29 protein-coding genes are annotated in these 25,035 nt (G+C 33.1%); 27 read left to right on the top strand and 2 right to left on the bottom strand.

Annotated elements, in window-relative coordinates; translation table 11 throughout:
• Positions 1 to 9: 9 nt before the first annotated feature.
• Both tpiA and ACI32A_RS06755 read left to right on the top strand, forming a co-directional pair.
• Positions 10 to 759 (top strand): triose-phosphate isomerase, encoded by a 750-nt coding sequence (gene tpiA, locus ACI32A_RS06750; protein WP_154460129.1) that lies wholly within the window; start codon positions 10 to 12, stop codon positions 757 to 759.
• A gap of 51 nt (positions 760 to 810) precedes the next feature.
• Entirely contained in the window at positions 811 to 1,593 is a 783-nt protein-coding gene (locus ACI32A_RS06755) for an aminoglycoside N(3)-acetyltransferase (protein WP_439754275.1), read from the top strand.
• On the opposite strand, the gene ACI32A_RS06760 is transcribed toward ACI32A_RS06755, so the two are convergent.
• Positions 1,590 to 2,306 carry a DeoR/GlpR family DNA-binding transcription regulator gene (locus tag ACI32A_RS06760; protein WP_439754276.1) on the bottom strand — a complete coding sequence of 239 codons (717 nt, stop codon included), beginning with the start codon at positions 2,304 to 2,306 and terminating at the stop codon, positions 1,590 to 1,592. The genes ACI32A_RS06755 and ACI32A_RS06760 overlap by 4 nt on opposite strands.
• Before the next feature lie 116 nt (positions 2,307 to 2,422).
• On the opposite strand from ACI32A_RS06760, the gene pfkB reads away from it, so the two are divergent.
• The 4 genes from pfkB to ACI32A_RS06780 all read left to right on the top strand — a co-directional run bounded on the left by pfkB (position 2,423) and on the right by ACI32A_RS06780 (position 7,684).
• The gene (gene pfkB, locus ACI32A_RS06765) at positions 2,423 to 3,325 is read left to right on the top strand and encodes a 1-phosphofructokinase (RefSeq protein ID WP_439754277.1); all 903 of its coding nucleotides are present in this window, start codon (positions 2,423 to 2,425) and stop codon (positions 3,323 to 3,325) included.
• Between the two features lie 3 nt (positions 3,326 to 3,328).
• Positions 3,329 to 6,052: a sigma 54-interacting transcriptional regulator gene (locus ACI32A_RS06770; protein ID WP_439754278.1), complete on the top strand. Its 2,724-nt coding sequence runs from the start codon at positions 3,329 to 3,331 to the stop codon at positions 6,050 to 6,052.
• Positions 6,036 to 6,719 carry a nucleoside/nucleotide kinase family protein gene (locus ACI32A_RS06775; protein WP_439754279.1) on the top strand — a complete coding sequence of 228 codons (684 nt, stop codon included), beginning with the start codon at positions 6,036 to 6,038 and terminating at the stop codon, positions 6,717 to 6,719. Before ACI32A_RS06770 ends, ACI32A_RS06775 begins: the two co-directional genes overlap by 17 nt.
• A gap of 287 nt (positions 6,720 to 7,006) precedes the next feature.
• Positions 7,007 to 7,684, top strand: coding sequence for a PD-(D/E)XK nuclease family transposase (locus ACI32A_RS06780; RefSeq protein WP_439754280.1), 678 nt, complete (start codon positions 7,007 to 7,009; stop codon positions 7,682 to 7,684).
• A 504-nt stretch (positions 7,685 to 8,188) separates the two neighbouring features.
• On the opposite strand, the gene ACI32A_RS06785 is transcribed toward ACI32A_RS06780, so the two are convergent.
• Positions 8,189 to 9,577 (bottom strand): MATE family efflux transporter, encoded by a 1,389-nt coding sequence (locus ACI32A_RS06785; protein WP_439754281.1) that lies wholly within the window; start codon positions 9,575 to 9,577, stop codon positions 8,189 to 8,191.
• A gap of 125 nt (positions 9,578 to 9,702) precedes the next feature.
• Between ACI32A_RS06785 and ACI32A_RS06790 the strand changes: the two genes are divergently transcribed.
• The 21 genes from ACI32A_RS06790 to ACI32A_RS06890 all read left to right on the top strand — a co-directional run bounded on the left by ACI32A_RS06790 (position 9,703) and on the right by ACI32A_RS06890 (position 24,927).
• A complete protein-coding gene (locus ACI32A_RS06790; protein ID WP_439754282.1) occupies positions 9,703 to 10,188 on the top strand; it encodes a PTS system mannose/fructose/N-acetylgalactosamine-transporter subunit IIB in 486 nt (161 codons plus the stop codon).
• A gap of 21 nt (positions 10,189 to 10,209) precedes the next feature.
• Complete coding sequence (locus ACI32A_RS06795) at positions 10,210 to 10,986, top strand: PTS mannose/fructose/sorbose/N-acetylgalactosamine transporter subunit IIC (RefSeq protein ID WP_439754283.1); 777 nt, start codon at positions 10,210 to 10,212, stop codon at positions 10,984 to 10,986.
• On the top strand, positions 10,979 to 11,779 hold the full coding sequence (locus ACI32A_RS06800) for a PTS system mannose/fructose/sorbose family transporter subunit IID (protein ID WP_439754284.1): 801 nt from the start codon (positions 10,979 to 10,981) through the stop codon (positions 11,777 to 11,779). The genes ACI32A_RS06795 and ACI32A_RS06800 overlap by 8 nt, the downstream gene beginning before the upstream one ends.
• An 80-nt stretch (positions 11,780 to 11,859) precedes the next feature.
• A complete protein-coding gene (locus ACI32A_RS06805) occupies positions 11,860 to 12,276 on the top strand; it encodes a PTS sugar transporter subunit IIA (protein WP_439754285.1) in 417 nt (138 codons plus the stop codon).
• Positions 12,277 to 12,285: 9 nt separating this feature from the next.
• Complete coding sequence (locus ACI32A_RS06810; RefSeq protein ID WP_439754286.1) at positions 12,286 to 13,146, top strand: Nif3-like dinuclear metal center hexameric protein; 861 nt, start codon at positions 12,286 to 12,288, stop codon at positions 13,144 to 13,146.
• Position 13,147: 1 nt separating this feature from the next.
• Positions 13,148 to 13,870 carry a tyrosine-protein phosphatase gene (locus ACI32A_RS06815; RefSeq protein ID WP_439754287.1) on the top strand — a complete coding sequence of 241 codons (723 nt, stop codon included), beginning with the start codon at positions 13,148 to 13,150 and terminating at the stop codon, positions 13,868 to 13,870.
• A complete protein-coding gene (locus ACI32A_RS06820) occupies positions 13,867 to 15,057 on the top strand; it encodes an RNA polymerase factor sigma-54 (RefSeq protein WP_439754288.1) in 1,191 nt (396 codons plus the stop codon). Before ACI32A_RS06815 ends, ACI32A_RS06820 begins: the two co-directional genes overlap by 4 nt.
• A gap of 3 nt (positions 15,058 to 15,060) precedes the next feature.
• Positions 15,061 to 16,026 carry an MBL fold metallo-hydrolase gene (locus ACI32A_RS06825; protein ID WP_439754289.1) on the top strand — a complete coding sequence of 322 codons (966 nt, stop codon included), beginning with the start codon at positions 15,061 to 15,063 and terminating at the stop codon, positions 16,024 to 16,026.
• 43 nt (positions 16,027 to 16,069) lie between these two features.
• Positions 16,070 to 16,882: an acyltransferase family protein gene (locus tag ACI32A_RS06830; protein WP_439754290.1), complete on the top strand. Its 813-nt coding sequence runs from the start codon at positions 16,070 to 16,072 to the stop codon at positions 16,880 to 16,882.
• On the top strand, positions 16,851 to 17,252 hold the full coding sequence (locus ACI32A_RS06835) for a hypothetical protein (RefSeq protein ID WP_439754291.1): 402 nt from the start codon (positions 16,851 to 16,853) through the stop codon (positions 17,250 to 17,252). Before ACI32A_RS06830 ends, ACI32A_RS06835 begins: the two co-directional genes overlap by 32 nt.
• A 71-nt stretch (positions 17,253 to 17,323) precedes the next feature.
• Complete coding sequence (locus ACI32A_RS06840; RefSeq protein WP_439754292.1) at positions 17,324 to 17,917, top strand: rubredoxin-like domain-containing protein; 594 nt, start codon at positions 17,324 to 17,326, stop codon at positions 17,915 to 17,917.
• 42 nt (positions 17,918 to 17,959) lie between these two features.
• Complete coding sequence (locus tag ACI32A_RS06845) at positions 17,960 to 18,931, top strand: nucleotidyltransferase domain-containing protein (protein ID WP_439754293.1); 972 nt, start codon at positions 17,960 to 17,962, stop codon at positions 18,929 to 18,931.
• A 96-nt stretch (positions 18,932 to 19,027) separates the two neighbouring features.
• Entirely contained in the window at positions 19,028 to 20,032 is a 1,005-nt protein-coding gene (locus ACI32A_RS06850) for an NlpC/P60 family protein (RefSeq protein ID WP_439754294.1), read from the top strand.
• Between the two features lie 64 nt (positions 20,033 to 20,096).
• Entirely contained in the window at positions 20,097 to 20,612 is a 516-nt protein-coding gene (locus ACI32A_RS06855) for a nitroreductase (RefSeq protein WP_439754295.1), read from the top strand.
• Complete coding sequence (gene ispF, locus ACI32A_RS06860; RefSeq protein WP_439754296.1) at positions 20,609 to 21,082, top strand: 2-C-methyl-D-erythritol 2,4-cyclodiphosphate synthase; 474 nt, start codon at positions 20,609 to 20,611, stop codon at positions 21,080 to 21,082. Before ACI32A_RS06855 ends, ispF begins: the two co-directional genes overlap by 4 nt.
• A complete protein-coding gene (gene dtd, locus ACI32A_RS06865) occupies positions 21,082 to 21,525 on the top strand; it encodes a D-aminoacyl-tRNA deacylase (RefSeq protein WP_439754297.1) in 444 nt (147 codons plus the stop codon). The genes ispF and dtd overlap by 1 nt, the downstream gene beginning before the upstream one ends.
• Positions 21,526 to 21,535: 10 nt before the next feature.
• Positions 21,536 to 21,733, top strand: a complete 198-nt coding sequence (locus ACI32A_RS06870; RefSeq protein WP_439754298.1) for a DUF951 domain-containing protein — start codon at positions 21,536 to 21,538, stop codon at positions 21,731 to 21,733.
• 2 nt (positions 21,734 to 21,735) lie between these two features.
• Positions 21,736 to 22,839, top strand: a complete 1,104-nt coding sequence (gene ychF / locus ACI32A_RS06875) for a redox-regulated ATPase YchF (protein WP_439754299.1) — start codon at positions 21,736 to 21,738, stop codon at positions 22,837 to 22,839.
• Between the two features lie 3 nt (positions 22,840 to 22,842).
• Positions 22,843 to 23,484: a site-2 protease family protein gene (locus ACI32A_RS06880; RefSeq protein WP_439754300.1), complete on the top strand. Its 642-nt coding sequence runs from the start codon at positions 22,843 to 22,845 to the stop codon at positions 23,482 to 23,484.
• 7 nt (positions 23,485 to 23,491) lie between these two features.
• Positions 23,492 to 24,097, top strand: a complete 606-nt coding sequence (locus tag ACI32A_RS06885; RefSeq protein WP_439754301.1) for a cyclodeaminase/cyclohydrolase family protein — start codon at positions 23,492 to 23,494, stop codon at positions 24,095 to 24,097.
• Positions 24,098 to 24,099: 2 nt separating this feature from the next.
• On the top strand, positions 24,100 to 24,927 hold the full coding sequence (locus ACI32A_RS06890; RefSeq protein ID WP_439754302.1) for a bifunctional 5,10-methylenetetrahydrofolate dehydrogenase/5,10-methenyltetrahydrofolate cyclohydrolase: 828 nt from the start codon (positions 24,100 to 24,102) through the stop codon (positions 24,925 to 24,927).
• The last annotated feature ends 108 nt before the right edge of the window (positions 24,928 to 25,035 follow it).

The raw sequence follows: 25,035 nt of genomic DNA on the forward strand, positions 1-25,035 counted from the left end.
GTTAAAAACATGGCAAGAAAACCTATTATTGTTGGAAACTGGAAAATGAATAAAAACAATGCAGAAACAAAAGCATTCTTTGAAAAAGTAGATGCAGTGGCTGCAAGTGAAAATGCGACTTATGGAATTGGATGTCCATTTACAGATTTAAGAACAGCAGTTGACAATGCCAAAAACTTAATTGTTGCGGCTGAAAACTGTCACTGGATTGATTCAGGGGCTTATACTGGTGAAGTTTCTGTTCCAATGTTAGAAGAAATTGGATTGAAATATTGTATCATTGGTCACTCTGAAAGACGTCAAATGTTTGGTGACACAGATGAAACTGTAAACAAAAAAGCAAAACGTTTAATTGAAGCTGGAATCACTCCAATCTTATGTATTGGTGAAACAGAAGCGCAATACGATGCTGGTGAAACAGAAAAAGTTATTCGTGATCAATTAACTGGATCCATTGCAGATTTATGTCCAAAATGCGTTGGAAATATGGTAATTGCTTATGAACCAATTTGGGCTATTGGAACAGGTAAATCCGCTACAAAAGATGATGCACAAAAATGCTGTGCAATCGTTCGTGATCAAGTTCGTGTAATGTATGGTGATGAAGCCGCTGAAAATGTACGTGTTCAATATGGTGGTTCTGTTAAACCTGGAAACATCGTTGAATATATGGCTTGTCCAGACATTGATGGTGCTTTAATTGGTGGGGCTTCTTTAAAAGAAGATAGCTTTATTGAAATCATCGAAAAAACAAAATAAATATTTAAAATTAGCTTCGAAAATTTCGAAGCTTTTTTTTATAATGAAATTATGAAACCAATACTAAAAAATGACATACAAAAAGCTCTTTTAGATTTAGGCATTCAAAAAGGATGGCACATTATAGTTCATACTTCCCTTAGTTCCATTGGCTATGTATGTGGAGGGGCACAAGTGATTATTGAAGCTTTACTGGAAAGTGTCGGAAAACAAGGAACCATTGTGATGCCCAGTCAATCCTGGAAAAATTTAGACCCAGAAACGGGAGTACACTGGGATGTATCAAAAGAAGACTGGGATTTGATTCGTGAAAACTGGCCGGCTTATCAAAAAGAAATAACACCAACTAATACTATGGGAACAGTCGCGGAAATGTTTCGCACATGGCCAGGTACACTTCGTTCTAATCATCCAGCGCGTTCTTTTTGTGCCAATGGAAAAATGGCAAAAGAAATTATTGAAAACCATACACTATCTAATATCTTTACCATGGATTCGCCTCTAGGAAAGTTATATGAACTAGATGGTTATGTTTTATTGATTGGTGTTGACTATGACAAAAATACTTCGTTACATTTAGCCGATACCTTAGCTGATTATCCAAGTAAACACAATTGCATAGAACACAGCGCGATTTTTGAAAATGGAAAACGAGTCTGGAAAGCTTATGAAACATTATATGTAGATGGAAATGACTTTATTCAAATTGGAAAAGACTTTGAACAAAGTCACGTTGTAAAAAAGACAAAACTCGGAAAAGCCACTTGTACTTTGATGTCCCAAAGAGAATTAGTGGACTTTGCGACTTTCTGGATCGAACAAAATCGAAATTAATCTAAATAAGTCATATTAATGGGATGCGAATCACTGATACAAATGACATCGTCTAAATCCGCAAATTTAATTGGATAAATGCGATTGAACTTTGTAGAATCTGCCAAGATATAAGCCTGATTCGATCTTTGGATGACTTTTTCTTTTACAGCAGCTTCCCAGTCATTGGTTGTTGTGATCTGGGCTTTGGGATGAATACCATTGGCTCCCATAAAAGCTAAATCAAAATAAAAAGAATCCAGGTATTCAAATGTCTTGGCCCCTGTAATGGCTTCGGTACTTTTTCTAAGTGTTCCTGGAAGAACAATGGTATGTATATTTCTTTCTAGTAAAGCACTTAAATGTGGAATTCCAATAGTAACAACTGTGATATTTTTACTATGAATATAAGGAATCATTTCAAAAGTAGTACTGCCAGCATCCAAATAAATGGTCTGATTATTTTGAATCAATAGGGCCGCTTTTCGAGCAATTCTTACTTTTTCACCAGCATTTTCACTGGATTTATAAATCATAGGCAATTCATCAACCTGGGTATTGGACATAGCTCCTCCATGAAAGCGATGAATCATATGAAGATCTTCCATTTGTTGTAAATCTCTTCGAATGGTTGCAATGGAAACCGGACAAATATTTAAAATATCTTCGGTACTGACCTTTTCTTTTGTCTGGCATAAATTTAAAATAACCTGCCATCTATCTTGTTTTCTCATAGTTTCATTATAGCCACTATATTTGATTGAAACAATCAATTCTATTGAGTGTTTTTTAAAAACAATTGATAATTGATTGTTTTTAGTTTTAAATGAAAGAAAGAAGAGGTGAAAACATGATATATACAGTTACTTTTAATCCGGCAATTGATTATGTGATTCAAGTGGAACATTTTAAATCAGGTCAAATAAATCGAAACAAAACAGAAAATGTATTTTATGGTGGAAAAGGAATTAATGTTTCTTGTATTTTAAATGAATTGGGATTTCAAAGTACGGCTTTGGGATTTATTGCCCATTTTACTGGAACAGCCCTTCAAAATGGATTAAATCAATTAGGCATTCCAACAGATTTTATTCAAGTTGAAAATGGAATGACGCGTATCAATGTCAAAATGAAATCCGATGAAGAAACTGAAATCAATGGTATTGGACCCAAAATTGAATCAAAACATTTTCAGGCTTTATTAAATAAAATTAAACAACTTAAAAAAAATGATTTATTAATTCTTTCTGGAAATATTCCAACAAGTTTAGAATCCGATAGCTATGAAAAAGTCATTTCACAGTTAGACTCAGATGTAGATTTTGTGATTGATGCTGAAAAAGATTTATTGATGAAAACATTGAAATATCATCCTTTTTTAATCAAACCAAATAATTTAGAATTACAAGAAATATTTGATATTGAATTTGAAAATGAAGACCAGATCATTGAATGTGCTAAAAAGTTGCAGGAAATGGGGGCTCGAAATGTTCTGGTGTCTATGGCAAAAGATGGAGCGATTTTAGTGGATGAAAATGGTGGTATTTATAGACAAGGTGTGTGTAAAGGAACAGTTGTCAATTCTGTAGGGGCAGGAGATTCTATGGTGGCTGGTTTTTTGGCTGGATATTTAAAAGAAAATGATTATGAATATGCACTTAAATTGGCTACGGCTTGTGGAGGTGCCACTGCGTTTCATTCAGGTTTAGCAACTTTTGATCAAATTATGGATGCATTTTCAACTTTGGAGTAGTTTATGGAAAATAAATTAAGAAATTTAGTGAAGGAAAATACCATACAAGAAAATTATGAAAAGAATCATGCGATTCTTTTGGGTAAACAATTGGGCTTTTCTCGTAATTGGATTTCTCAGCATTTAAATGATCTCTATAACGATGGAACCTTTATTAAAATTAATTCTCGTCCTGTTTTATTTTTAGATCGAACAACCATACAGGAAAAATATAATATTGTTTTGAAAAAAAGAATCTATAATTCATTGGAAGAATTACTGGAGGAATGTCAAACTAAAAATCCGCAAGATTTTGAAACATTAATTGGCTTTGATGGATCGTTACGTGATGTGATTGAAACTTGTAAAGCCAGTATGTGTTATCCACCCAATGGTCTTCCAACTTTGTTGTATGGACCCACAGGAACGGGGAAGAGCCTGATTGTTCAAAAGATGTATGAATATGGAATTCATCAACAAAAATTAAATTCGGATTCTAAGTTTGTCCACGTAAATTGCTCGGAATATGCCAATAATCCGGAATTATTAACTGCTTATTTGTTTGGATATAAAAAAGGAGCTTTTACAGGAGCCGATCACGATAATCCAGGTTTGATTCAAGAAGCCGATGGAGGAATGTTGTTTCTGGATGAAGTTCATTGTTTAAAACCGGAATGCCAGGAAAAATTGTTTTTATTTTTGGATAATGGACAATATCGCCAAATTGGAGACAATGAACATGTGTATTCAAGCAAAGTCTTTATGGCTTTTGCGACAACAGAAGAACCTAAAAAAGCTTTATTAAAAACATTATTGCGGCGAATTCCCATTCAGATTTGTATTCCGTCTTTAGAAGAAAGAGGCGAAAAAGAAAAGACAAAATTGATTGTGAGTTTATTAGAAAAGGAATCCAATCAAATTCAAAAAGAAATTCGTATTACCTCCAATGCATATCAGGCATTGTTGTCAACGGTTTATGAAGGAAATGTTGGGGAATTAAAAAATGTGATTCGGCAAACGTGTATGAATGCATTGTTTATGAATGGAAATGAAAAATATGTAGAAATCAACAATCTTCATTTACCACATCATATTAATTTTCATCCGTATTCGATTGTGCAGCATAAAGTCTTGTCATTGGATGAATTAAAGAAACAAATCATTCCTGAATTTGGAATTCAAGTGTCTAAAAAAATCACAAAGTGGACGTTAAAGTTACAAAACAATGAAATTTTAATTGATGAATATTTTGATAAATTGTTTATTTATGTGTCTCAATTTGTCAACAATGCGATGTTTTCTGATAATAAAGCAGTTTATGCTTCAAATTTAAATGTGATTGATTCATTGAAGTCTATTTTAGAAATGGTGAATCAAAAATATCGTAAAAACTTAAAAGATAAAGAAATTAATTCAATTTGTATGGTCTTTGTTGAATATTTTTCGAATTATTCGGATGTTTCAAAATGGGATATGGAACCCTATGAAGTTTTTATTTCATTGGTCAAGAAAAAATACCATTCTGAATTTTCATTTTTTGAATCTGTTTCGGAATTAATTTCCATGCATTTGAATTTAGAATGCAACAATTATATTATTGCCTGTCTAGCTTTATGGTTAGCCAATATTCAAGGTGAATCCAAACAACATCAAAGAATTGGTATGATTATTGCCCATGGCTATGCTACAGCAAGTTCTATTGCTTCCAGTGTCAATAAAATGCTGGATCATTATGTATTTGATGCCATTGATATGCCATTGGATACATCAACCGATTTGATTTTAGAAAAATTAAATGAATATATTCAAAACTGGAATCAAATTAAGGACTTGGTTTTATTGGTGGATATGGGCTCTTTGGAACAGATTTATAATCATTTGAATTCATTGGATGCCAATGTTGCTATTGCCAATAATGTTTCTACAAAATTTGCGTTATTTGTGGGGCAAGGCATGTTACAGGGAAAGCCATTAAAACAGATTTTTGAAGAATCCATTGAAATGAATCCAACGACATATAAAATCATGGAATCAAGGGAAAAAGAAAAAATCATTTTATGTTCATGTGCAACAGGTATTGGAACAGCTGAAAAATTAAAAGAAATATTAGAAGATTCATTACCGTCTCAATTACCAATAAAAGTATTAACATATGATTATTCGACTTTGGTCAAAAAACAATTAGAGGACGATTTCTTTGAAGGGTATGAAGTTTTGTGCATTGTAGGAACTTTAAATCCCAAAATTCCAAATTTAAAATTTGTGCCGATTGAAGAATTAATTGTGAATGAATCATTTGGATTTTTAACAAATTATTTCATGGATATTTTGTCTAAAGAGGATATGGATTTATTTCAGAAGAATTTATTAAAGAATTTTTCTTTAACTAATATCATTATGAATTTAACATTCTTAAATCCAAATAAGTTATTAGAACATGTAGCCGATTCTATTGATCTTCTTCAAAAAGAAATGAATACGACTTTTTCAAATAATATGTGTTTTGGATTGTATGTTCATATTTGTTGTTTAATTGAAAGATTAGTGACTCGAGATGGAATTGATACGTATACAAAGACTTTAGATGAGTGTTCTAATGTATTTAAAGAGTTTTATTATCATTTAAAGGAAGCTTTTCATAAAGTAGAAAAATACTATCGTATTGAGATTCCAATTGAAGAAGTGGAATACATTTATTTGTATATACAAAATATGAAGGAAACAAGCAGCAATGAAGACGATGAATAAATTGAATGTGAATGGACATATTGTCAATGTTTCTTATACAAAAGAACAAATTGAAACAATTTTTATGCCTTTACTACAAAGATGGATTGATTGTTTCCATAATAAACAAAGAAGAATCATTGTCTTTTTAGCGGCTTGTCCAGGTAGTGGAAAAAGTACATTGGCTTTATTTTTAGAGCAGTTGTTTGAACAGATGGATGCAAATTGTTCGTTTCAAAGCATTGGCATGGATGGATTTCATTTTTCTAATGCCTATTTGAAAGAACATCATTTAGAACATGAAAAAGGAAGTGCCAATACATTTGATGTTCAAAAATTAAAGAAATGGATTGAACAAACAAAAGAACAAGACACTTGGTGGCCTGTATATTCCAGATTGATGCATGAACCAGTGGATCATCAAGTTTTGATTCAAAGTGATATTGTATTGATTGAAGGAAATTATTTATTGTCAAAAGAAAGTCCATGGAATGAATTAATAGATTTATGTGATGATTCGATTTTCTTTTATGTTCCTGTCAATCTATTAAAAGAGCGTCTTATTTTACGTAAGAGTAAATCCATTGGAATGGAAAAAGCCATTGATTTTTATGATCAATCGGATTCTAAAAATATTGAATATGTATTGAAAACAAAAAGAAAAGCTAATATTGAATTTTCATTATAAACAGGATCATAAAGATCCTTTTTTTGTCATATTATCTTCACAATTGATTATTTGTAAATAATAAATGAAATGATGTAAAAAATAGCCAAAATCATGATATCTAAATATGTTAAGATGAAAGCATAAAAACAGACAGAAAAAATATAAAAGCTGCGGGAAATATTATACATCAAATCAATATTATAGGAGGATTTTTAAATGAATAAAAATACTACACAATGCCCGCGGCACACAATGAACAGTTTCTACAAGCTATCAAACGATTTAGACCCTTTGATGATACGTTTATGCGTATCCTGTTTAAAAACAACAAGAAATTATTAGAAAAGATATTGAATATAATCTTGTCTAGAGATGATATCCAAATTGAAAAGTATGTTATTCAATATGATGTAAAACAAGCTCATTCGAAATCTATTATTTGTGATATCGTACTATTTGATATAGAAGGAAATATATACGATATCGAAGTGGAAAGAAGTATACAAAAAGCTTTGCCGGAAAGACTAAGATATTATGCTTCTATTCTGGATATTGAAAATGCCAAGAAGAATATGGACTATAAAGAATTTAAAGATATCTATATTATTTTCATTACCGAACAGGATTATTTCAAAAAAGGATGTCCAGTCTATCATGTAGAACGAATGATATATGAATTGGATAAAAGTCTATTTAATGATCGAATTCATCTGATGTATGTCAATGGACAATATCGAGGAAATGATGCACTGGGTTTATTGATGCATGACTTTGGATGCAGTGATTATCGAGAAATGAAAACGATAGAACTTAAAGAAGCTGTCAAACAACTAAAAACCGGAAATATGGAGGTACAAAACATGTGTGAGATCATGGAAGAAATAAGAGAAAGTGGAAGATTGGAAGGAAAAGCCGAAGGAATAGCGGAAGGAAAACTTGAGGAAAAGGAAAAACTGCGCATAAACTACAAATTAAAGGAATGAAAATAGAAGAAATTGCAGAATTTGTAGAATGTAGTGTTTCCCAGGTAAGCTAGTGGCTTTCTAAATCAAATGATTGTTTAGTATAACTTATGATATGATCTCCTAGTAGACAGTTTAAAAATTAAATCTGACTACGGTTTTTTATAATAGGACGAAAGTCAAAATATTCAAAAGAATTTAAATTAATCGCAATATAATCATACTTTAATGGATAAGGGTCCTTGGACGATATTGCGATTAAACATAATATTTTTCATTAGTATCACAAAGAATATGGGTTTCTAATGATAACAATCATATAGAACAGAAGAATTATATTTTTGGAAAGAAGGAAATTTGTATGAAAAATTACATAAGGCTTCATCAGAAGAAAGAATTTAGGTGAGAGGAAAATCTTTAAATGCAGATGCATAAAAAGCTTTTTTATTAATTTTCGACCATAAATCAGGATATTTTCAACTCTTCAAAATTTACCTTTAATTTTTCTTTAATAAAGATTTAAAATCAATCCACAATATTATTCACCCATATTTCACTTTTGATTAAGAAATAGCCTAATATGGCTTTTATGGCATCAGTAAAAGTGACTAAAATCAGTATTGAATGGATATTTAATAAAGAAAAATGAGTTAGATAAAATGCAAATGGAATTAAGATTATCCATGTATAGCCACTATCAAATAAGAACGTAATACCCATTTTTCCGCCACTTCGTAAAATGAAATACGAAGCATTGACATAGGACCAAAGAGGCATAGCTAATGCTTGTACAATGATAAAATAAGTGGCTAAGTCTTTAATGGTTGTTGTGGTTTGATACATCATAGGAAAGATTTTTCCAACAGGTATTAAAATCAAAGCAAATATTGTAGTAATTACACAACAAAATGGCATTAATTTTTTTACATCGTCTTTAGCTTCTTCAAATAAACTGGCACCGAGTTTAGTTCCAATCAGAATTCCAGTAGCTGAGCCCAATTGAATATAGATGACACCAAATAAGTTGGTCAAAGTACTGGCAATATTTCGGGCAGCCACAACTTCTAATCCTTTTACACTGTAACATTGAGCGATGGTAGACATTCCCAGAGACCATAGAAATTCGTTCATTAATAAAGGAAAACTTTTCTTCAGAATTTGAATGGCTAAGTTTCCTGGAATATGAAATAAATGACGATAGGCACCAATCAAATACTGGTTTCTTTCTAAATGTGTATGTGCCCAAATAATCATGACAGAAGCTTCTATGATTTTTGATATGACAGTGGCAATGGCAGCACCGGCAACTCCTAATTGGGGGAGTCCAAATTTTCCAAAAATCAAGGCATAGTCTAGAACCAGGTTAATGCCAATGGCACTCATTGCGGCATACATTGGAATTTTTGTTTCTTTGATTTCACGAATAACACTGCAATAGACTTGTCCAATTCCAAATGGAATTAAACTCCATAAAATAATATTTAGATATTCTTTTCCATATTGCAGTGTCTGTGTAATCATTTCTAAGGAATCATCTTTTGATAGAAACAATTGAATTAAAGAATCCCCGAATATAGAAAATATAAATAAACCAAATAAAATAATCAGACTGGCAAATAAGAGGCGAAAGCGGAATGTGTATTTTTGGCCTTCGTGATTTTTCTGACCAAAAAACTGGCATCCAAAAATACTGGCTCCTGAAACAGAACCAAAAATGGTAATATTAAAGACGAAGACAAATTGATTGACAATGGAAACTCCACTCATTTGAAGGGTCCCGACTTGTCCAACCATAATATTATCGAGTAAACTGACAAAATTGGTGATCAGGTTTTGGATGATCATGGGAATGGCAATGTACAGGACATGAAAATAAAAGTCTTTGGTTCCCATATAGGCTTTGAATCGATGCATGTATTTCTCCTTTCGTGTTTATCCATCATATCATTGAATTATTTTTTTGAAAAGGACACAAAGAAAGACACTAATTGGCATGGAATTTGCTATATAAGAGCGAAGACAAGAAAGGAGAGAGAAAAATGAGTATTGTTCTAGGAAGAATTGATTATCGTTTGTTGCATGGAATTGTCGCAACAATGTGGGCACCTCAATCTGGGGCACAACGAGTTATGGTTATTGATGATAAAGTAGCTAATGATCCTGTCATCAAAGAAAGTATGCGTCTAGGAAAACCTGCGGGTATGGCTTGTTCAATTATTACATTAGAAACAGCTGTTAAAAACTTTAAAGCAGGTAAATATGATAGCCATAAAGTATTTGTTGTTTGCGAAAATCCGGAAACGTTCCTGGCTTTACAAGAACAAGCAGGGCAAAAGATTCCTCGTATTGTCGTTGGAATTACAAGAAACAATAAAACAGAAGGTACACCTGTAAGTTCGCGTGCAAGTATTAAAGATGATCAAAAACCAGTTTATAAAAAACTAATTGAAAATGGTACAAAAGTGGATGTTCAATTTACCACAACAGATAAAGCTGAGCCATTAGAATCAAAAATCAGTTTATAAAAGAAGAGGAGAAGAAAAATTATGACTGCCATTCAAATTGTCTTAATCACTTTGATTGCTTATTGGAAAATGACAGATACAGTCACTTTACAATTGTTTGCCTTTAATACCATTGTATGTGGCTGGTTAGTCGGATTGGTTATGGGAGATCCTGCTACTGGATTATATATCGGTGCTACTATGCAATTAATGTCTATGGGTGTTGTTGCTGTAGGTGGTTCTTCAATGCCAGATTATCCTGTAGCTGCTATTATTGCTACAGCGATTGCTTGTTCTACAGGACGTGGAATGGAAGCAGGATTGGCCATTGGTCTTCCAGTTGCCATGTTAGGGGTTAACTTTGACGTTATTTATAAAATCTTCAATGGTTTCTTAATGCATAAAGAAATGTCATTAATTGAAGAAGGAAAATTCGCATCTTTCTTACGATTAGTAAAAGTTTCTCCAGTATTCTATGGATTGTGTTCCGCTCTTCCAGTGTTCTTATGCGTTGCGATTGGACCAACAGTTGTAAATGCTGTATTGGATTTCATGCCAGCTTGGTTCACTACTGGTTTATCAATTGCCGGTGGAGTTCTTCCTGGTGTCGGGATGGCAATGTTATTGATGTACATGCCATTGAGTAAATACTGGTCATTCCTGATTATTGGATTTGTATTAACAGCTTACTTAGGTGTTCCTGTATTAGGAGTTGGAGCTGTTGGTTTAGCTGCGGCTTATGAAGTATACAAAAAAGAAATGAGAGTTGCCAACGCCCCTGCTGGTGCTGATTCTTTAGGAGATTTAGAAGATGAGTAAACAAATGGTATTGACAAAAAAAGATTGTCGTCAAGCAGCACGTCGCTGGTTGATTGGAATTTCAACATTTAACTATGAAACACAATTAGCACCTTCTTATGCATTTGCGGTATATCCTTTATTGCGTAAAATGTATCCAAATGATGATGATTTCAAGGCTTCTTTATTAAATGCGATGAAATACTATAATACAATGCCATGGATTTCTCCATTTGTTATGGGAGCTGCATTGGGTATTGAAGATGAAGGTGGAACAGAATCATTAGATGCTGTCAACAACTTTAAAGTTGGTATCATGGGTCCTTTAGCGGGTATCGGTGATACAATTGGATGGGCTATGATTCCTACAATCTTTGGTTCTATTGCTGCCAGCATGGGAATGCAAGGAAATCCATTGGGAATTTTCTTATGGTGTGCCTTTACATTTGCTTTCTTAGCTGTTCGTATCCTTGAAGTGGAATGGGGATACAACATGGGTATTAACGTTGTTACAAAATTAGGAAAACAAATTACAGTCTTTACAGAAGCTTGTTCTGTTCTTGGTTTAACAGTAGTTGGAGCTTTGATTGCTTCTGTTGTGAATTTAAAAACAGGACTTACATTCACAAATGGTGACGTTGTGATGGAAGTACAAGGATTATTAGATGGTGTAATGCCTCGTTTACTACCAGTTGTTGCCGTTGGTTTGATGTATTTCTTCATGAATAAAAAGAAAGTCAAGATGACACATATGATTTTGATCATCATCGTACTTTCATGGATTGGAGCTGCCACAGGTATTTTTGCGGCCTAAATCAAACAAGCTAAAGGAGGCTAAGCACTTCTTTAGCTCTTTATTTATGATAAAATGGAAAAAAGAAATGGAGAATTATTATGAGAAGATTTATCTTTGCATCGCATCATAAACTCGCCTATGGCTTAAAAGATACAGTCAATTTTCTAACAAACTCCCTAAAAGATATCTATGACATCAATGCCTATTTAGAAGACGAACAGAAAGACATTGATACAACGATTGCTGAATTATTTTCTTCTTTTGATCCAGGCGATGAAGTCATTGTTTTAGTGGACATGATGGGAGGAAGCGTTTACCAGAAGTTTTTTCCATATATGAATGATAAAGTTCATGTGATTTGTGGAATGAATTTGCCAATGGCTATGTCTTTTGTTTTGGCAAGTGAAGAAATTGAATTGACACAAGACAGTGTACAAAGACTGGTTATGGAATGTCGAAATCAAATTGTATATGTCAATCAAATGAGAAGTCAAATAGATGAAGACGATGAATAGAGGTATTTTATGATTATTCAAACAGTTATAGAAAATATTAAAAAATATCACAAAGGCTATGGAAGTATAGATGACTCTACTTCTCGTGATCAGATTTTATTTGGAAATCCCAATCAGGAATGTACAGGAATTGTCACGACTTGCTGGGCGAATGTGGATGTGATTCGTTTTGCGATTGAAAAGAAAGCTAATTTAATTATTTGTCATGAAGCTTTATTCTGGAATCATGGCGATCATAGAGATTGGCTGGAAGAATCACAAAATCAAGTATATTTGGAAAAGAAGCAGTTATTGGAAGATAATAAAATTGTTGTATGGCGAAATCATGATTATATTCATTCTGGTATTCCATACAATGGAGATTATACAGATGGTATTTTTGCGGGATTGGCTCATAAAATGGGGTGGACAAACTGGATTGATAATCCCATTAATTCTTTTGATGACTCTTTGATTTGTTCAACGGCCTATGAATTTGATCAGGAAATTGATGCTCAAAACTTAGCAAAAGACTTAGTATCGACTTGTCAATTAAATGGCATTAAATTAATGGGAAATGAACATGCGAAAGTAAAAAAAGCTGCCGTTTTATTCCATGTTTTTGGCGATGCTAAAGAAGCCATTGTGAAAACAGATAAAAGCGATATTGATTGTTTATTGACGATGGAATTAATTGATTTTACATATGCGGAATATATTCGAGATGGTGGTATGTTACATAAAAATAGAGTGGCTTTAAATATGGGACACTTTAATTTGGAAGAACCAGGAATGGAATATATGCTGACATACTTAGACCAGGCCATTCAGGAACATATTCCGGCGTGGTTTAAACAATCCGGTGACAACTATAAATATATTGTAAAGTAATATGAAATTATCAAATTTTAGAGATTTACATGATGTGTTTGCTCCTATTCAAAAAGGAAAACTCTTTCGAAGCGATGCACCTTTGCATTTTGAACAAAACGACTGGGATGAATTATATGAATTAGGCATTCGATTTATCATTGATTTTCGAAGTGAACTGGAAATTAAAGAAGATGGATATCAATGCGATTCTCGTTTTGTTCATTATAACTGGTGTGCTTTGATGCCAGAGACAGGAATCAATGATTTTTATTTTCCTAGACTAGTCACAAAACAATCCACAAAAGAAGAAATCTTTTCTTTGTCTTCTTTTATTCGAAAAGGATATCAAGTGATTCCGTTTTCCAATACAGCTTTTCAAAATTGTTTTCAACTTATGCAGGAATGCCAAGACGGAATTTTATTTCATTGTGGTTCCGGAAAAGATCGAACGGGAATCTTTACAGCCTTGGTTTTATCTTTGTTTGGATGTGAGAGAGACATCATTTTTAAAGATTATTTATTCAGCAATGAATCCGTTAAAACACATTTGATGCCAATTCTATATCAATCCGATTATAGCCAGGAAATTAAAGATACTTTGGCTTATGTATGTTCAGTTCATGAAGAATTACTGCAATCGAGTTTTGATGCGATTTTTGCTCGTTATGCATCAATGGATGATTATTTTAATACGGAATATTCATTTGATTGTGAAAAACTCATTAGAAAGTATATCCCATGAAAACATCGCTTGTTCCTCAAATTACGTTGAAACAAACCATTAAATTCAATAAAACACAGCAACAAATGTTTCGTGTTTTATCAAAAAATTCTGAGCAATTAAAGTCATTGATTAAAGAGATGTCTTATTCCAATCCTTTTATTTCTTTGAAAGAAGATAGCTATGATTTATTACTGGAATACCAGGAAAAGAAACCAGATTTAAAAAGTCATATTTTAAATCAGATTCGTTTAATGGATGAAAATATTCAAATGGAAGTCATTGAATATTTGTTGTCTAGTATCAATGGAAATGGTTATTTTGATTGTTCTTTAGAAGAAATGATTCAACAAAGTGATTATACAAAAGAACAAATAGAAGCGCATATTCAATTTCTTCGTCAATGTGAGCCCTATGGTTTGTTTGCCTTTGATTTAAAGGAGTGTTTACAGCTTCAATGTATTCAAAGTGAAAAAGCAGAAAGCGAAACAGCTTTTATTCTTTGTTCGTATCTGGAATTATTAGCGAATCGTCAATTTGAAAAGATTTCAAAAATAACAGAATTAGAAATTGATGAAATTGAAGAGGGTTTTGATTTCATTAAAAACTTGCATCCAAAACCGGGTTCAATGTTTAGTTGTAATAGTTCGTATTTAATGCCAGAGTGTATAGTCAAAGTAGAAAAGGAAGACATTCATATTGAAATGATCAATGTGCCTGTTTCCATTGAAGTAATGGATTGTGATACGTTGAAGGAACAAAGACAAGAAGCAATGGTGTTAATGAATGCGATTCAGAAACGAAATATGACTTTGCTTCAAATTATGAATGTTTTATGTGATATTCAAAAAGATTTTTTTCTATGTCATGGGCCTATACAATATTGTACATTGAAAATGATTGCACAGCGCTGTGGCTTGGCGATTTCTACGGTTTCCAGAGCGGTTTCCAATAAGTCATTTGAATTTGAAAATGAATATTATGAAATGGATGCTTTATTGGATCATGGAAAAATAGAAAAGAAGAGAATTCAAAAAAGAATTCGTGAATTGATTCAAAATGAAGATAAAGAATTTTGTTTGAGTGATGAAAAGATTCGAAAAATTCTTTTAAAAGAGGGAATACAAGTGTCCAGGCGAACCATCACAAAGTATAGGGAAGAGTTATTTATATTGAATTCAAGGCAAAGAAGAATTTGGAAGGAGTAGTTTATGCAGGATCCTAGAGAAATTCGTTCAAATTTAAAAACGAGATTAATTCATCCAGAAAAAGAAAAGCCTTCTCGTTGGTCTTTTTTAAAGGTGTTAAGAGAATATAGTACTTTAAAACAATTTTATCCAGACATAAATCCCTATGCCGAAGTATATAAATTTCGTGACAATACGTATTGTATTTACTTCGATGGAATTCATGCCGCAGAAATGTGGTGTTATTTAATTGATGGTCCTGAAAAAGCTTTATTAATTGATACGGCTTTTGGTTTAGGTGATTTAAAAGGATTGATTCGTCATTTAGTAGGTGATAAAGAGGTCATTGTCTGCAATACGCACTATCATATAGATCATGTATCAGGAAATAGTCATTTTGATCGAGTGTATTGTCATTATGCAGATCAGGAAAAAATTCAAGCGAATCAAAGTGCGCAAATTGTCTATGATTTTGTTCATGATGAAAATGGAGAATTAAGTTATACATGGTTTGATGAAAACGATTTGCCTCCTTTTACGTCTTATGAAGTCATTGGCGTAGACAATCATCATTGTTTTGATTTAGGACAAGGCTATCTAGTGGAATTGATTCATTTACCAGGTCATACTGCTGGTCAATCCGGGTATCTGGATCATCAAACGGGTTGTTTCTTTATTGGTGATGTAACCAGTGCTTTTGGTGATGATAAAAAATATCCCCAGTTTTCAACAATCAATTCTTTACGGGATGCCTTAGAGGATTTCATGCCTCGAATTGAAGAAGTTTCAGGTGTTTTTCCGGGTCATGGAACCATTGATTTGCATCCGAAAACACTGCAATATATTTTGGATACAGCCAATCGAATTATTGCTCATCCGGATTGGTATGATACAGTGGTGGATTTTTTTGGAACAAAGATGTATGCCAAATTTATTTATCAACAAGGCAGTGATTTAAAATACACGAAAGATGCTGTAATAGCCGAGTAGCCGTTTAAAAAACGGCTTTTTCTGTGTTATGATGAAAGTGAACATGGAAAAAAGAAGTATACAAGGCTTAGCGACCATTATGATTTTATGTTTTCACTTATTTCCGTTTCCAACAAAAGGATTATGGATAGGAGTGGACTTGTTTTTATTGTGTTCAGGTTACTGGATTAGTAATCATGATATTGATTTTTCTTTTTATAAAAACAGGTGGAAACAGATTTATATTCCTTTTGTGTTTTTTTCTATTCTTTCTTTTTTTGTGAAACAATGGAGTATTTCAAAACTTTTATCGATTCTTTGTTTCATGGATTTTTTTCTAAAACAAGAAACTTCTTTTCTTTGGTTTTGTCCTTTTATTTTGATTTGTTATGGATTGGCATGGATTTTAAAGAAAATTAAAAAATATCAAATTATTATTTATACAAGCATCTATTTGTTTTTATCTTTTTTTATTTCAAGTTCTCTTCTTTTTCATTTGTATATGTTTTGTCTGGGAACTTGTTTTGAAAAGAAGAATGTATCTCTTTTAGCAGGCTTTTCTTTGTTGTTTTTTATTTGTGGTGCATCTACTATATGGGTTTTTGTTCCGATTTTATATGGCCTGGTTTCTATTTTTCCTAGAGTTAAAGCATTGGAATGGGTTTCAATGTATTCATTGGAATTATATGGTTTTCAAATGACACTTGGATATGGAATTGAAAATTATTTATTGAATAGTTGTTCAAAATCATTTTCTTTTCTTTTCACTTGTTTGATTTTAATGGGAGTTTCCATTTTGTTTCAGAAAGGACTAAAAAAATATGAAAAAGCTGATTCTTATTATAATGTGTATTGTATTATGTGCTTGTTCTTCTAATAAGTTATTATCGGAACAATTAACACAAAAATTTCATGAAAGTAAAACAGATGATTTACAGGAAATGATGGAAGAATTAGCAACAGTTCCTGAATTTAATTGTGAAGTGATGCAAATGGAAGAAGGCTATATACCTGGCTTTGACGAAGATATTAATGGATTTACACAAGCTGTCGCGATTCTTCCTATGATTAATACGATTCCTTTTGTTTGTGTGGTATTTGAAGTTGAGGATGTGAATTTTTTTAAAGAAGAATTAAAGAAAAAAGCCAATCCGAGATGGAATATTTGTACACAGGCAGAAGAGTTGGTAATGGAGTCAAAAGGAAATGTGGTTTTCTTTTTGATGTGTACTAATGAAAATTTATAAGCATTGTGCGTGTAATTTTGTCTTGAAGAGTTTATAATATATAAGAAATTATATACAAGGAGGAAAAATTTATGTCTAAATGGGTATGTAAAGTATGTGGATATGTTTATGAAGGTGATGCTTTACCAGCAGATTTCAAGTGTCCAGTATGTAAAGTTCCTGCATCTATGTTTGAAGAAGTAAAGGGAGAAATGAAATTAGCGGCTGAACATGAATTTGGTGTTTATGCGAAAACTGTAAAAAATAATGCGGATATTTCAGATGAAGATAAAAAATATATCTTTGATCAATTAAAAGCTAATTTCGAAGGTGAATGTTCAGAAGTGGGTATGTATTTATGCATGGCTCGTATCGCGCATCGTGAAGGATATCCTGAAATTGGTTTATATTGGGAAAAAGCTGCTTATGAAGAAGCAGAACATGCTGCTAAATTTGCTGAATTGTTAGGATCGGATTTAGAACCAAATATGACAGATTCAACAAAGAAAAATTTGGCTTGGCGTGTGGATTGTGAATATGGGGCTACAGCTGGTAAGGTTGAATTAGCAAAAGTCGCAAAACAAAATAACTTGGATGCGATTCATGATACAGTTCATGAAATGGCTCGTGATGAAGCTCGTCATGGTCGTGCTTTAGAAGGTTTATTAAATCGTTATTTTAAATAAGATCTCAATTTGAGGTCTTTTTTTTTGGTGTATAATAAATATATGAAAGAGATAATGGATCGTTTATTAAAGGTAAAGGGTATTAAGGTTTTATTTGTTTGTGAAACGGGTTCATATTCCTATGGTCTACAAAATCAATCGAGTAATCATAATATTCGTTTTATTTATGTTCAAGATAGTGTGAATGGGTATTTGAATTTGTTTGCGCAGAAAGAGGAAATGGAATTCAAAGAAGATAATATGGAATGGATTGGATGGGATTTAAAAAAGGTTTTGCGTAGTATGACAAAGAGTCCGATTTCTTTATATGAATGGCTGGTTTCTTCTTATATTTATTTTATTGATGATTCGTTTCATTTGATTCGTTCTTTTTTATTGGAAAAAGGGTTTTCTCTTCGTTCTTTGGCTTTGAGTTATGTGTCAATGGCAAGAAATAATTATAAGAAAATTGCGGGGAAAGAAAATATTGGTACCAAGGCTTGTATTGATGTGCTTCGTCCTTTGTTGATGGCTAAATGGATGGTGGAAAAAAAGGAGTTGCCACCTGTGAGTTTTGAAGCACTTCTTGATTTAAAAACATCTATTGATACGAAATTAGAAAAAATCATTGTATTACGGAAAAATAATATTCACCAGGTGCCTTTTACTAGTGATGTTAAACAATTTATGGAAAAAGAATTGGATAGTTCCATGAAAAAAATTGTGCCATGGAAAGAAGATGAACAAATTTCAGAAGATATTTTAAATCAATTGTTTCAAAATGTGGTCAATGCCAATCAATGGCATCGCATGAGTGAGTGTTTGCCAAGCCAGGGAAGTGATGTTCTTTTATTAATGAAAGCCAATCAGAAAAATCAGTATTATTATGCCAAGGCCTTTGTACTGGGACAAAATCGATATACTATTAATGGAAAAGTCTTTGCTCCGGGTATTATCACCAATCAATATGAGCCAGTTGCCTGGATTGAAATTCAAAAACCGAGTGATGAATTTATGGCTTCTTTGTTCCAGTAAAGGACATTTTTCATTTGTTTTAAAAAAATTTGTATTTGATTTTTATATATGTTAAATTATATATAACTAATAGTCTGTAAAAGGGGGTAGATTATAGTGAGTTTAATTGAAAACAATGGCAAAAAAGTGGCTTCGGTACTTTGTGTCGCTAGTTGTTTCCCAGTTGTTGCAACTGTATATGCGATGGAAACGAATCCAGGATGGCATGGAGATAAATATGTAAAAGAAGATGCTACTGTTGCTAAGGGTTGGGAAGAAATCGAAGGAAAGTCGTATTATTTTTCAGAAGAAGATGGTACAGTTGATAAAGAAACAACGCAAGAAGCAGTTGTAGCTACTGTAAATGTCGAAATGACTGAAACAGTGCAAAAAGAAGTGCAGGAAGATGCTTCCAATGTCATTGAAGAAGTAAAAGAAGAACAAAAACAAGAACAAGAAACACCTGATGTTCCAGCAGAATCTGAAACACCAGAAGTTCCAGCAGAACCAGAAACGCCAGCTGAACCTGAAACACCAGAAGTTCCTGTTACTCCAGAAACGCCTGCACAACCAGAAACGCCTGTTACACCTGAAGAACCGGTAGTTCCTGAAACACCAGTTACTCCAGAAACGCCAGTTGTTCCTGAAGAACCAAGTGTTCCTGTTACTCCAGAAACACCTGTACAACCTGAGACACCAGCAGAACCTGAAGTTCCAGTTGAACCAGAAGTTCCTGTAGTACCAGAAACGCCATCAAATCCATATGCGGATTTAAATAATCGTATTGCACAGGCTGCAATTTCATTAGTAGGTGTTACTGATGGTCAATGGTGTACACAAGTAGTACAACAGGCATTAGCTCTTGCCGGGGTACAAGATGCTTATCAATTATGGCCAGATCAATATGTTGGTCAATATGGATATTATACAGATGATCCGCAACCAGGTAACTTAATTTATTATTACAATGGTGGTCGTGGAGTGGATCACATTGCGATTTATATTGGAAATGGTATGGCTGTTCATGGTAATTTCTATGATGCCAATGGTGTCAGCAAAACTATCATTTCTTCTGTATATATCAATGGTGGTGCACCTCAATTTATTCAAGTTCAACGATAAACATTAGTCTAGTGAAAACTAGACTTTTTTTTGTTATAATGAGTAGGCTAAGGAGGCAGTGAATATGGAAGCCTATGAAAATCTTATCACACGTCGTAGTGTGAAATCCTATATAGAAAAAGAAATTCCTATGGAATTGTTAGAAAAAATTGTATATGCAGGGCAGTGTGCGCCTACAGGAAGAAATCGCCAGGAAGTAGGGTTTGTCGTGGTCACAAATAAAGAGCGTATTAAAGAAATGTCGAAACTCAATGCGGATATTATGAATGCTAAGGGAGATCCTTTTTACGGGGCTCAAGCTGTCATAGTGGTATTGGTCAATACAGCCATCAGTAATACGTATGAATATGATGGGGCTTTGGCTATGGGGAATTTAATGAATGCAGCCCATGCTTTAGGCATTAGTTCTTGCTGGATTCATAGAGCTCGTGAAATGTTTTTAACGGATCAAGGAAAGCAATGGTTACAGGAATGGGGTTTTGAAGATAGCTATGTTGGTATCGGAAATTGTATTTTAGGCTATAGCGATGCTCGTCCTGAAATGTCGTCTCGTAAATCAAAGGTGGTTTATTGTTTATGAGAATCGGGCAATCCATTGATTTTCATCCATTAAAAGAAGGACGAGACTTAATTCTAGGTGGTGTTAAAATTGATCATTCTATGGGATTGTATGGACACTCCGATGCCGATGTCTTGGTTCATGCGATTGCGGAAAGTATTTTAGGGGCTTTGGCTTTAGGGGATTTGGGAAAGCATTTTCCAGATACGGATCCAAAATATAAAGGAATTTCGAGTTTAGTTTTATTGGAGTATGTATATTCTTTAATGAATGAAAAAGGATTTCATATTGGAAATATTGATGCTACAATTTTGGCGGAAAAGCCAAAAATGGCACCTCATATTCAAAAGATGCGAGAAAATATTGCTTCTTGTCTTCATTGCGATGTGTCTTGTGTTTCTATTAAAGCGACTCGTGGCGAAAAATTGGGATTTATTGGACAAGAAGAAGGAATGGCTTCTTTGTGTGTTTGTTTATTGGAGGAAAATTAATGAGAGTTGTGATTCAATTAGTAAAACATGCCAGTTGTACCATAGATGGAAAAATGGTTTCTTCCATTGAAAAAGGATATTGTATATTGGCTGGTTTTAATGATTTTGATTCAAAAGAAATTATAGATAAAATGGTGAATAAAATTGTGAAGCTTCGCATTTTCATGGATGAAAATGAAAAAATGAATTGTTCGATTTTAGATGTAAAGGGATCTGTTTTATCGATTTCACAGTTTACGTTATATGCCAATTGCAAAAAAGGAAATCGACCTAGTTTTATTGAAGCCGCTAAGCCGGTTGTTTCCAGTCCACTTTATGATTATTTTAATGAAAAATTAAGTGAATTTGTTCCAGTTCAAACGGGGGTATTTGGAGCAGATATGAAAATTGATTTATGCAATGATGGGCCTATTACTATTGTAATGGATTCCAATGATTTATAGGAGAGTTCATATGGATAAGGAATATGATTTAAACTATATTATTGAAATGAAAAAAGAACACCCTTGTCATTTATCTAAGCAATGGAAAATTATCCGCATGGGAGCGGATATTCGTATTAAGTGCCTGGGATGTGGGGCCAGTGTATTAATGCCTCGTGTAAAATTTGAAAAGAAATTAAAGAAAGTCATCAGTAAAGGAGAAGAATAAATATGCCATTAACAGCTGGAATTGTGGGACTTCCAAATGTAGGAAAATCCACTTTATTTAATGCCATTACTAAGTCACAAGTGGAAGCTGCTAATTATCCATTTGCGACAATTCAACCAAATGTTGGAATTGTTGAAGTACCGGATCGTAGAATTGATCGTTTAGTGGAATTGTTCCATCCTAAAAAAACAATTTATACAACATTTGAATTCACTGATATTGCTGGTTTAGTCAAAGGTGCCAGCAAAGGAGAAGGACTGGGAAATCAATTTTTATCCAATATTCGTTTAACCGATGCGATTTGTCATGTGGTTCGTTGTTTTGATGATAATAATATTACCCATGTTGAAGATTCCATTGATCCAATTCGTGATATTGAAATCATAAATCTGGAATTAATTTTAGCGGATTTACAAACCATTGAAAATCGTCGCAGTAAAATTGAAAGAAAAGCAAAAACGAATAAAGATAAGGAGTCTTTGGCAGAATTGGCTTTATTAGATCGTTTACAGCCTTGGCTGGAAGAAGAAAAACCAGCTCGTTCTTTGGAAATGAATGACGATGAAAAAGCTTTGGTCAAGGGGTATAACTTATTAACGTTTAAGCCTGTTATTTATGTCGCAAATCTTGATGAAGAAGGTGTCATGGATGCGGATTCTGTGGATTATTATCAGCGTGTAAAGGAATTTGCAATAAAAGATCATAGTCAGGTTATTCCGTTGTGTGCCAAAATGGAAGAAGAATTATCGTCTTTGGATAAAGAAGAAAAAGATGCATTTTTAGAAGAATTAGGGGTTCCTTATTCTGGATTGGATTTATTAATCAAGAGTGCTTATTCTGTATTGAATTTATGTACATTCTTAACGGCAGGTGAAGATGAATGTCGTGCCTGGACATTTAAAAAAGGCATGAAAGCCCCAGATTGTGCAGGCGTTATTCATACGGATTTCAAGCGTGGATTTATTCGTGCAGAAGTATATCGTTTTGAAGATATCGATGAATTAGAAAGTGAAAATGCGATTAAGGAAGCGGGTCGTTTGCGCTTAGAAGGAAAGGAATATGTCGTGCAAGATGGAGATGTCATGCACTTTAGATTTAATGTATAGAAAATGTTGAGTATTCGTTCGTTATTGATTCGATTAATTGCCCTTTTATTGGCTTTCACGCTTCATGAATTTGCTCATGCTCTGGCTTCTTATTTATTGGGAGATCGAAGCATGGCAACCAATCGTCGATTAACGATTAATCCATTGGCACATATTGATTGGATGGGATTATTGTGTTTATTTGCGTTTGGATTTGGTTGGGGAAAACCCGTTACTGTGGATCCAAGATATTATAAAGACCCTAAAAGTGGAATGGTTTGGACAGCTTTTGCGGGTCCATTGATGAATTTTATTTTAGCTTTTGTGTGTGTATTTGTGTATTACGTTATTGTTGGGTATTTGCCTGGTTTTTATTTCAATTCAATCGGAAATTTTATTACAGATGTATGTGCACAAACGGCTTATTTATCCATTGGTTTAGGAATCTTTAACTGTATTCCAATTCCACCATTGGATGGATCCAAAGTATTATTTTCTTTTTTAGACGATGATAAATATTTCCGTATTATTCAAGGAACACCTTTTTTATCCATTGTCTTTATTGTGATTTTAATGTCAGGTATTATTTCAAATCCGATTCTTCATTTAGAAGGAAATATGGTTTCTTTATTTTCGAATATTTGTCGAACAATTTTAAGGCTGTGATAATATGATGGAACAAAGTATAGAACAATTTACTTCATCTTTATCAAGTAAACAAGCTATTCCAGGTGGAGGAGGAGCCAGTGCATTAACAGGAGCTTTAGCGGCTTCTCTTGGATCTATGGTTGGTAATTTAACAATTCATAAAAAGAAATATAAAGATGTAGAAGAAACAATTTTGAAGTGTATGAAAAAAACAGAAGCATTGCGTCTTTCTTTATTAAATCGTATTCAAGAAGATGCCCAGGCTTTTGAGCCTTTGTCAAGAGCCTATGGCATTCCAAAAGAAAATCCACAACGAAATGACATATTAGAATCTTGTTTAAAACAAGCTGCTATGCCACCTTTTCATATGGTAAAAGATATTTGTGAAGTCATTGAGCAATTGGAAATTTATGGACAATATGGTTCTAAATTAGCTATTTCCGATGCCGCAACAGGAGCAGCATTTGCGTATGGAGCTTTAAAAGGAGCAGCCATCAATGTTTTTGTGAATACAAAATTGATGAAAGATAAAGAATATGCTTTTTTACTAGAAAAAAAAGTTAATGCGTATATAGATGAATATGCGCCTAGAGCATTAAAAATTTATGATTCTGTTTTAGAGAGGTTATAAACATGATTTTATTGGGAAATGAAGTGGCAAAATCCATTGATGAAAAAAGTAAAGCATTGGCAGCATTAAATAAACCAACATTGGCCATTGTACGAGTAGGAGACAATTCAAGTGATGTTTCTTATGAAAGAGGTTTAATAAAACGCTGTGAAAAAGTAGGAGTGCATGTAAAGAATGTGATTTTTCCAATAGATATTGAAATAGATACATTTTATGAAACAATTCACAATTTAAATAAAGATTCAAGTATTCACGGAATCCTGATGTTTCGACCTCTTCCAAAATATTTAGACAACGAAAGAGCCAGAAAATCAATAGCACCTGAAAAAGACGTAGATGGATGTACGGATTTAAGTTTAGCCGGTGTATTCACAAATACAAACATAGGTTATGCGCCTTGTACGGCTCAAGCCGTAATGGAATGTTTAGAATTTTATAAAATTGATGTCACATCTAAAAATGTTGTCATAGTGGGAAGAAGTTTAGTAGTGGGTAAGCCATTATCGATGATGATGTGTGCGAAAAACGCAACTGTTACTTTATGTCATACAAAAACTAAAAAACTAAAAGATATTACCCAAAAAGCAGATATTGTTGTAGTGGCCACAGGACAAATGGAATCTATGGATGAATCCTACTTTTCAAGTGGACAAACAGTGATTGATGTGGGAATTAATTACAATGAAAAGAAACAAAAACTATGTGGAGACATTCTCTATGAAAATGTAGAACCAATTGTGGAAAATATCACACCCGTTCCAAGAGGAATTGGCTCTATTACCAATAGTGTATTAGTATATCATGTATGTCAGGCAGCTAACAAAGTGTAGCTGTTTTTTTATGTCACTTTGTTTTCACAATTTACTTTATGTAAATAATAAAAGAAATGATGTAAAAAATAACCAAAATGATGATTTCTAAATATGATAAGATGAAAG

This window comes from Floccifex sp. (assembly GCF_051873555.1).
Taxonomy (GTDB): Bacteria; Bacillota_I; Bacilli_A; order Erysipelotrichales; family Erysipelotrichaceae; genus Floccifex.

What these genes read in the sequence shown, in the direction of transcription:
- ACI32A_RS06855 (WP_439754295.1), top strand. Translation starts at nt 20,097, where the DNA reads ATGGAAGCCTATGAAAATCTTATCACACGTCGTAGTGTGAAATCCTAT.
- ACI32A_RS06780 (WP_439754280.1), top strand. Translation starts at nt 7,007, where the DNA reads ATGCGTATCCTGTTTAAAAACAACAAGAAATTATTAGAAAAGATATTG.
- ACI32A_RS06760 (WP_439754276.1), bottom strand. Translation starts at nt 2,306, where the DNA reads ATGAGAAAACAAGATAGATGGCAGGTTATTTTAAATTTATGCCAGACA.
- ACI32A_RS06785 (WP_439754281.1), bottom strand. Translation starts at nt 9,577, where the DNA reads ATGCATCGATTCAAAGCCTATATGGGAACCAAAGACTTTTATTTTCAT.
- ACI32A_RS06825 (WP_439754289.1), top strand. Translation starts at nt 15,061, where the DNA reads ATGCAGGATCCTAGAGAAATTCGTTCAAATTTAAAAACGAGATTAATT.
- ACI32A_RS06805 (WP_439754285.1), top strand. Translation starts at nt 11,860, where the DNA reads ATGAGAAGATTTATCTTTGCATCGCATCATAAACTCGCCTATGGCTTA.
- ACI32A_RS06885 (WP_439754301.1), top strand. Translation starts at nt 23,492, where the DNA reads ATGGAACAAAGTATAGAACAATTTACTTCATCTTTATCAAGTAAACAA.
- ACI32A_RS06890 (WP_439754302.1), top strand. Translation starts at nt 24,100, where the DNA reads ATGATTTTATTGGGAAATGAAGTGGCAAAATCCATTGATGAAAAAAGT.
- ACI32A_RS06815 (WP_439754287.1), top strand. Translation starts at nt 13,148, where the DNA reads ATGAAATTATCAAATTTTAGAGATTTACATGATGTGTTTGCTCCTATT.
- ACI32A_RS06810 (WP_439754286.1), top strand. Translation starts at nt 12,286, where the DNA reads ATGATTATTCAAACAGTTATAGAAAATATTAAAAAATATCACAAAGGC.
- ACI32A_RS06775 (WP_439754279.1), top strand. Translation starts at nt 6,036, where the DNA reads ATGAAGACGATGAATAAATTGAATGTGAATGGACATATTGTCAATGTT.
- ACI32A_RS06830 (WP_439754290.1), top strand. Translation starts at nt 16,070, where the DNA reads ATGGAAAAAAGAAGTATACAAGGCTTAGCGACCATTATGATTTTATGT.
- ispF (WP_439754296.1), top strand. Translation starts at nt 20,609, where the DNA reads ATGAGAATCGGGCAATCCATTGATTTTCATCCATTAAAAGAAGGACGA.
- ACI32A_RS06800 (WP_439754284.1), top strand. Translation starts at nt 10,979, where the DNA reads ATGAGTAAACAAATGGTATTGACAAAAAAAGATTGTCGTCAAGCAGCA.
- ACI32A_RS06755 (WP_439754275.1), top strand. Translation starts at nt 811, where the DNA reads ATGAAACCAATACTAAAAAATGACATACAAAAAGCTCTTTTAGATTTA.
- ACI32A_RS06835 (WP_439754291.1), top strand. Translation starts at nt 16,851, where the DNA reads ATGTGTATTGTATTATGTGCTTGTTCTTCTAATAAGTTATTATCGGAA.
- pfkB (WP_439754277.1), top strand. Translation starts at nt 2,423, where the DNA reads ATGATATATACAGTTACTTTTAATCCGGCAATTGATTATGTGATTCAA.
- ACI32A_RS06870 (WP_439754298.1), top strand. Translation starts at nt 21,536, where the DNA reads ATGGATAAGGAATATGATTTAAACTATATTATTGAAATGAAAAAAGAA.
- ACI32A_RS06880 (WP_439754300.1), top strand. Translation starts at nt 22,843, where the DNA reads ATGTTGAGTATTCGTTCGTTATTGATTCGATTAATTGCCCTTTTATTG.
- ACI32A_RS06795 (WP_439754283.1), top strand. Translation starts at nt 10,210, where the DNA reads ATGACTGCCATTCAAATTGTCTTAATCACTTTGATTGCTTATTGGAAA.
- ACI32A_RS06845 (WP_439754293.1), top strand. Translation starts at nt 17,960, where the DNA reads ATGAAAGAGATAATGGATCGTTTATTAAAGGTAAAGGGTATTAAGGTT.
- ACI32A_RS06820 (WP_439754288.1), top strand. Translation starts at nt 13,867, where the DNA reads ATGAAAACATCGCTTGTTCCTCAAATTACGTTGAAACAAACCATTAAA.
- tpiA (WP_154460129.1), top strand. Translation starts at nt 10, where the DNA reads ATGGCAAGAAAACCTATTATTGTTGGAAACTGGAAAATGAATAAAAAC.
- dtd (WP_439754297.1), top strand. Translation starts at nt 21,082, where the DNA reads ATGAGAGTTGTGATTCAATTAGTAAAACATGCCAGTTGTACCATAGAT.
- ACI32A_RS06790 (WP_439754282.1), top strand. Translation starts at nt 9,703, where the DNA reads ATGAGTATTGTTCTAGGAAGAATTGATTATCGTTTGTTGCATGGAATT.
- ACI32A_RS06840 (WP_439754292.1), top strand. Translation starts at nt 17,324, where the DNA reads ATGTCTAAATGGGTATGTAAAGTATGTGGATATGTTTATGAAGGTGAT.
- ACI32A_RS06770 (WP_439754278.1), top strand. Translation starts at nt 3,329, where the DNA reads ATGGAAAATAAATTAAGAAATTTAGTGAAGGAAAATACCATACAAGAA.
- ychF (WP_439754299.1), top strand. Translation starts at nt 21,736, where the DNA reads ATGCCATTAACAGCTGGAATTGTGGGACTTCCAAATGTAGGAAAATCC.